This window comes from Rathayibacter sp. AY1A2 (genome assembly GCF_002930935.1).
In the GTDB taxonomy this organism is placed as follows: domain Bacteria; phylum Actinomycetota; class Actinomycetes; order Actinomycetales; family Microbacteriaceae; genus Rathayibacter.
In genome coordinates, this window is record NZ_PSTP01000017.1 from 60,394 (window position 1) to 66,565 (window position 6,172).

Sequence of the window (6,172 nt, forward strand, 5' to 3'; positions counted from 1 at the left end):
GCCGAGTCCTCGGCGGCCCGCTGATGGCGGGTCACGATACCGGCGCGGCCCGCGCCCGCCTCGTCCTGATCGGCCCGATGGGCGCCGGCAAGACGACGATCGGCAAGCGGGTCGCGAAGGCGCTGAGCGCCGGGTTCGTCGACTCCGACGCGGAGTTCGTGCGCACCCACGGCCCGATCGCCCCCTACTTCGACGCCCACGGCGAGCCGGCCTTCCGCCGGGAGGAGCGCCGTGTCGTCGAGCGCGCCGTCCGTCGCGACGTGGTGCTGAGCCTCGGCGGGGGAGCGGTGCTCGATCCCGCGACGCGCGCCGACCTCGCGGACGTGCCCGTCGTGCTCCTCACCACCACGGCCGAGGCCGTCCGCGACCGGCTCGGCTCCGGCTCCCGCCCGCTGGTGCGCGGCGGGGTCGGCGACTGGGTCCGCATCTTCGACGAGCGGCGCCCGGTCTACGAGTCCCTCGCGGACACCGTGGTCGACACCTCCCGGCGGCCGATCACCCTGATCGCCGCCGAGATCGCGGAGTGGGTGCGCGCGCAGCGCCCCTCCGCCACCCCTGCACCATCGGACCCGGCGGCCACGAGCCGCCCGAGCGGAAGACAGTCATGAACGACGGCACCACCGCCATCCCCGTCGCCGGAGAGAACGGCTACGACATCCACGTCGGGCGCGGACTCCTCGACGGCCTCGCCGACGCGATCGGCCCCCGGGCCGCGAAGGTGCTCATCGTGCACCCGCCGACCCTCGCGGTCCTCGCCGCCGAGATCCGCGAGAGCCTGCTCGAGCGCTACGAGGTGCTGCTCGCCGAGGTCCCGGACGCCGAGGCCGCGAAGCGCGTGGAGGTGGCGGCCTTCTGCTGGCAGGTGATGGGGCAGTCGGACTTCACCCGCACGGACGCGGTCGTCGGCTTCGGCGGAGGCGCGATCACCGACCTGGCCGGCTTCGTCGCCGCCACCTGGCTCCGCGGGGTCGACCTGGTGCAGGTGCCGACCACCGTGCTCGGGATGGTCGACGCGGCCGTCGGCGGGAAGACCGGCATCAACACGGCCGAGGGCAAGAACCTCGTCGGCGCCTTCCACGCGCCGCGGGCGGTCGTCGCCGACCTCGACGTGCTGACCAGCCTCCCGCGCAACGAGATCCTCGCCGGCTTCGGCGAGATCGTGAAGTACGGGATGATCGCCGAGCCGCGCATCCTCGACATCATCGAGTCCGACATCGACCTGGCCGTCGACCCGACGTCGGAGGAGTTCCGCAGCCTGGTCGAGCTGTCGATCGGGATCAAGGCGCGGGTCGTCGGCGAGGACTTCACCGAGAAGGGCCTGCGCGAGATCCTGAACTACGGGCACACCCTCGGGCACGCGGTCGAGCACGCCGAGCGCTACCAGTGGCGCCACGGCGCGGCCGTCTCCGTCGGGATGATGTTCGCGGCGGAGCTCTCGCGCCTGACCGGATCGCTCAGCGACGCGGTGGTGGACCGCCAGCGCCGGGTCCTCGAATCGCTGACCCTGCCGACGAGCTACCCGCTCGGACGATGGGAGACGCTCCTCGCCGCGATGCAGCGCGACAAGAAGACCCGCGCGGGGATGCTCCGCTTCGTGGTCCTCGACGACATCGCCCGCCCGAGCATCCTGCAGGGGCCGGAGACGTCGCTGCTGTTCGCGGCGTACCAGGAGATCGGATCGTAGGTCCGGCTCGGCTGAGCCCGGGCGGCGCCGTCAGCCTCCGCCCAGGGCGGCCCTCCGCGCCTGGGCGTACTCGGCCTCGATGATCGTGCCCGCCGCTCGCAGCGCCTCCAGCTCGGCGAGCCGGTCCGCCAGCGGGCGGGCGGAGCCGGGACCCTCGCGCGCGAAGCGGGCCGCGACCTCGGTCCGCAGGGTCAGCGGATCCACTCCGAGCGAGCGCGCCCGGCGCACGTTCACGACGATCAGCACCACGACGAGCACGATCACGACGGCGATGACGATCGGCACGGCGATGAACGCGATCGAGTACCAGGGCGGCACGACGGTGTCGGCGGGAACGGCGTCCCTGTGCTCCTCCTCGGGGTCGGTCCTCCACCGTCTCGCGCTCCCGCGGACCGGTGGGGCGATTCGCACGCGGCGTCCAGACTCCTCTGCCGACGGGGCCGCGTCGACTACACTCGACGGGTCAGCCGGACCGGCCGATATCGCCGCGCCCGCGTACCGGGCTCGCCGGCGCAGACTTCCACCGAAACGGATCCCCCTTCGCATGGCCTCTACCACCGACATCAAGAACGGCACCGTCCTCAGCATCGACGGCCAGCTCTGGAACGTCATCGACTTCCAGCACGTCAAGCCGGGCAAGGGCGGCGCCTTCGTCCGCACCAAGATGAAGAACGTTCTCACGGGCAAGGTCGTCGACAAGACCTTCAACGCGGGCGCCAAGATCGACACGGCCAACGTCGACCGCCGCGACTTCCAGTACCTCTACCGCGACGGCGCGGACTTCGTGTTCATGGACACCAGCGACTACGACCAGATCACCGTCCCCGAGGCGGTCGTCGGCGACGCGGCGAACTTCATGCTCGAGAACCAGAACGTGACCCTCGCCCTGCACGACGGCGACCCGCTCTACATCGACCTCCCCGCCTCGGTCGTCCTCGAGATCACGTACACGGAGCCGGGCCTCCAGGGCGACCGCTCGACCGGCGGCACCAAGCCCGCGACGGTCGAGACCGGCTACCAGATCCAGGTCCCGCTGTTCCTCGAGCAGGGCACGAAGGTCAAGGTCGACACCCGCACGGGCGACTACCTCGGCCGCGTCAGCTGAGCCGGGCCTCCCGTGAGTGCTCGCACGAAGGCGCGCAAGCGCGCCCTCGACATCCTCTACAACGCCGACGTCCGGCAGATCAGCTTCGCCCAGTCGCTGCGCGCCGAGGCCGAGCGGGCGGCGAACGAGCCGGCCCGTGAGGCCTCGTGGCTCTACGCCCGTGAGATCGTCGACGGGGTCATCGACCACGCCGACGAGATCGACGAGCTGATCGCCCGGCTCGCCCAGGGCTGGACCCTCTCGCGCATGCCCTTGGTCGACCGCGCGATCCTCCGGATCGGGGTGTGGGAGATCCTGCACAACGACGCGGTGCCCGACGGCGTCGCCATCTCGGAGGCCGTCGAGGCCGCCACGTCGCTGTCGACCGACGACTCGGCGGGCTTCATCAACGGTCTCCTCGCCTCCGTCGCGGAGTCCCGCACGACGGCCTGACCCGCCCCGGAGACCTGCTCGGCCCGCCGGATCCCCGTGATCGGACGGGCCGAGGTCGTTCCCGGGGAGGCCGTCCGGCGGGCCGCGCGACGGCCCCTATACTCGTCACGGCTTTTCCTTTAACAGCCGTCCTGTGAGGCGGGGAAGGAGGTCGGTGTGACGGCACGAATCGTGCTCAACGGCGCTGACATCACGCGAGCGCTCACGCGCATCGCCCACGAGATCCTCGAGTCGAACCGCGGCCCCGAGTCGCTGGTCGTCCTCGGCATCCCGACGCGCGGCGTCGCCCTCGCGAGGCGCATCGCCGAGACGATCGCGCGGATCGAGCCGGACGGGCCCCCCGTCTACGCCGGCTCCCTCGACGTGACGATGTACCGCGACGACCTCTCCCGGCACCCGGTCCGCACCCCCGCGCGCACCGCCGTCCCCGCGAGCATCGACGGCCGGACCGTGGTCCTCGTCGACGACGTCCTCTTCTCGGGCCGCACCATCCGCGCCGCCCTGGACGCCCTCAGCGACATCGGCCGTCCGCGGGCCGTGCGGCTGGCCGCGCTGGTCGACCGCGGGCACCGCGAGCTCCCGATCCGGGCGGACTTCGTCGGCAAGAACCTGCCGAGCAGCCTGAGCGAGCGGATCAACGTCCGGCTCGTCGAGACGGACGGCGAGGACCTGGTCGCGATCGAGTCGCAGGCCACCGGCGAGGAGACGGCTCCGTGAAGCACCTGCTCTCGACCCGCGACCTCGACCGCGCGAGCGCGATCGCCCTCCTCGACATCGCCGAGGACATGGCGGACGTGCAGAACCGCGAGGTCAAGAAGCTGCCGACCCTGCGCGGGAAGACCGTGGTCAACCTCTTCTTCGAGGACTCCACGCGCACGCGGATCTCGTTCGAGGCGGCGGCGAAGCGGCTCTCGGCCGACGTCATCAACTTCAGCGCGAAGGGCTCCAGCGTCTCCAAGGGCGAGAGCCTGAAGGACACCGCGCAGACGCTCGCCGCGATGGGCGCCGACGGCGTGGTCATCCGCCACAGCGCCTCCGGAGCCCCTGCGGTTCTGGCGGCGAGCGGCTGGATCGACGCGTCGATCCTCAACGCCGGCGACGGGACCCACGAGCACCCGACCCAGGCGCTCCTGGACGCGTTCACCATCCGCCGGCGCCTGCACGGCGCCTCCGCGTCCCGCGGCAAGAGCCTCGACGGCGTCGCGGTCACCATCGTCGGCGACGTCCTGCACTCGCGGGTGGCGCGCTCGAACGTCTGGCTGCTGACGGCGCTGGGCGCCGAGGTGACCCTGGTCGCACCGCCGACCCTCGTGCCGGTCGACACGCGCGACTGGCCCGCGACCATCCGCTTCGATCTGGACGAGGCGATCGATACCGGGCTCCCCGACGTCGTGATGCTCCTGCGCATCCAGCTCGAGCGGATGTCGAGCGGGTTCTTCCCCAACGGCCGGGAGTACGCGCGGATCTGGGGCCTCGACGACGAGCGGCTCGCCCGGCTGGGTCCCGATACCATCGTCATGCACCCCGGACCCATGAACAGGGGCGTCGAGATCTCCTCGGCGGCCGCCGATTCGAGCCGCTCCACGGTGCTCGAACAGGTCACGAACGGAGTGTCCGTCCGGATGGCCGCGCTCTACCTGCTGCTGTCCGGCGAACGGGAGGTCCACTGATGAGCACTGCCCAGCCGCTTCAGAGCACGGCGCCGGAGCGGATCCTGATCTCGGGGGCGACGCTCGCCGACGAGTCGACCGCCGACCTGCTGATCGACGGGGGCGTGATCGTCGAGATCGGCGCCGACCTCGACTCGCGCGGGGCCCGCGTGATCGACGCCGACGGCCTGCTGGCGCTGCCCGGCCTGGTCGACCTGCACACCCACCTGCGCGAGCCGGGGTTCGAGCAGAGCGAGACGATCCTCACCGGGACGCGAGCTGCGGCCGCCGGAGGCTTCACCGCCGTCTTCGCGATGGCGAACACCTCGCCGGTGCAGGACACCGCGGGCGTGGTCGAGCAGGTGCAGAGCCTGGGCGAGGACGCCGGCTACGCGACGGTCCGCCCGATCGGCGCGGTGACCGTGGGTCTGGCGGGGGAGTCGCTCGCCGAGCTCGGCGCGATGGCCCGCAGCCGCGCGGCCGTGCGGGTCTTCTCGGACGACGGGAAGTGCGTCTCGGACGCGCTGCTGATGCGCCGCGCTCTCGAGTACGTCAAGGCGTTCGACGGAGTCGTCGCCCAGCACGCGCAGGAGCCGCGGCTCACCGTCGGCGCGCAGATGAACGAGGGCGCCGTCTCCAGCGCCCTCGGCCTGCAGGGCTGGCCCGCCGTGGCCGAGGAGGCGATCGTCGCCCGCGACGTGCTCCTCGCCGAGCACGTGGGCTCCCGCCTGCACGTCTGCCACGTCTCGACCGCGGGCTCGGTCGACGTCATCCGCTGGGCGAAGGCCCGGGGGATCGACGTGACCGCCGAGGTCACCCCCCACCACCTGCTCCTCACCGAGCAGGCCGTCGCCGGCCAGGACGGGCCGAGCTACGACGCCCGCTTCAAGGTGAACCCGCCGCTGCGCCGCGACGAGGACGTGCTCGCCCTCCGCGAGGCCCTCGCCGACGGCACCATCGACATCGTCGCCACCGACCACGCGCCGCACCCGGTCGAGGCGAAGGACTGCGAGTGGGACGCCGCGGCGTTCGGCATGGTCGGCCTCGAGAGCGCGCTGAGCGTGGTGCACGCCGCCGTCGTCGAGGACGGGCGGATGAGCTGGTCCGACGTCGCGCGCGTGCTCTCCTCCGCCCCCGCCCGCATCGGCCGGCTCGACGGCTACGACCGCGGCCTCGCCGTCGGGGCCGCCGCGAACGTCGTGCTCTACGACCCGGAGGCACGCCGCCGCTTCTCGGTCGAGGACCTGCGAGGCCGCAGCGGCAACTCCCCGTACCTCGGTCGCGAGCTGCCGGGCCGCGTCG

At 72.3% G+C, this 6,172-nt stretch carries 8 protein-coding genes; 7 read left to right on the forward strand and 1 reads right to left on the reverse strand.

Features of this window, described 5'->3' with window-relative positions; genetic code table 11:
• Window positions 1-23: 23 nt before the first annotated feature.
• Together C5B93_RS13340 and aroB are read left to right on the forward strand one after the other, a co-directional pair.
• Window positions 24-608, forward strand: a complete 585-nt coding sequence (locus C5B93_RS13340; protein ID WP_104225325.1) for a shikimate kinase — start codon at window positions 24-26, stop codon at window positions 606-608.
• Complete coding sequence (gene aroB, locus C5B93_RS13345; RefSeq protein ID WP_104292663.1) at window positions 605-1,684, forward strand: 3-dehydroquinate synthase; 1,080 nt, start codon at window positions 605-607, stop codon at window positions 1,682-1,684. The genes C5B93_RS13340 and aroB overlap by 4 nt, the downstream gene beginning before the upstream one ends.
• Before the next feature lie 30 nt (window positions 1,685-1,714).
• Here aroB and C5B93_RS13350 read toward each other — a convergent pair whose 3' ends face one another.
• Window positions 1,715-2,095 (reverse strand): hypothetical protein, encoded by a 381-nt coding sequence (locus tag C5B93_RS13350; RefSeq protein WP_146078493.1) that lies wholly within the window; start codon window positions 2,093-2,095, stop codon window positions 1,715-1,717.
• A gap of 133 nt (window positions 2,096-2,228) precedes the next feature.
• Here C5B93_RS13350 and efp point away from each other — a divergent pair, with 133 nt between their 5' ends.
• The 5 genes from efp to C5B93_RS13375 form a co-directional block, all read left to right on the forward strand.
• Complete coding sequence (efp, locus tag C5B93_RS13355; protein WP_068210208.1) at window positions 2,229-2,789, forward strand: elongation factor P; 561 nt, start codon at window positions 2,229-2,231, stop codon at window positions 2,787-2,789.
• A 12-nt stretch (window positions 2,790-2,801) separates the two neighbouring features.
• Window positions 2,802-3,221 carry a transcription antitermination factor NusB gene (gene nusB / locus C5B93_RS13360; protein WP_104224751.1) on the forward strand — a complete coding sequence of 140 codons (420 nt, stop codon included), beginning with the start codon at window positions 2,802-2,804 and terminating at the stop codon, window positions 3,219-3,221.
• A gap of 156 nt (window positions 3,222-3,377) precedes the next feature.
• Window positions 3,378-3,938, forward strand: coding sequence for a bifunctional pyr operon transcriptional regulator/uracil phosphoribosyltransferase PyrR (pyrR, locus tag C5B93_RS13365; RefSeq protein WP_104257331.1), 561 nt, complete (start codon window positions 3,378-3,380; stop codon window positions 3,936-3,938).
• The gene (locus tag C5B93_RS13370) at window positions 3,935-4,891 is read left to right on the forward strand and encodes an aspartate carbamoyltransferase catalytic subunit (protein ID WP_104224749.1); all 957 of its coding nucleotides are present in this window, start codon (window positions 3,935-3,937) and stop codon (window positions 4,889-4,891) included. The genes pyrR and C5B93_RS13370 overlap by 4 nt, the downstream gene beginning before the upstream one ends.
• Window positions 4,891-6,172 (forward strand): dihydroorotase (locus C5B93_RS13375; protein WP_104292664.1); only part of this gene is annotated, 1,282 nt, incomplete at its 3' end. The genes C5B93_RS13370 and C5B93_RS13375, both read left to right, overlap by 1 nt.

What these genes read in the sequence shown, in the direction of transcription:
- C5B93_RS13340 (WP_104225325.1), top strand. Translation starts at nt 24, where the DNA reads ATGGCGGGTCACGATACCGGCGCGGCCCGCGCCCGCCTCGTCCTGATC.
- aroB (WP_104292663.1), top strand. Translation starts at nt 605, where the DNA reads ATGAACGACGGCACCACCGCCATCCCCGTCGCCGGAGAGAACGGCTAC.
- efp (WP_068210208.1), top strand. Translation starts at nt 2,229, where the DNA reads ATGGCCTCTACCACCGACATCAAGAACGGCACCGTCCTCAGCATCGAC.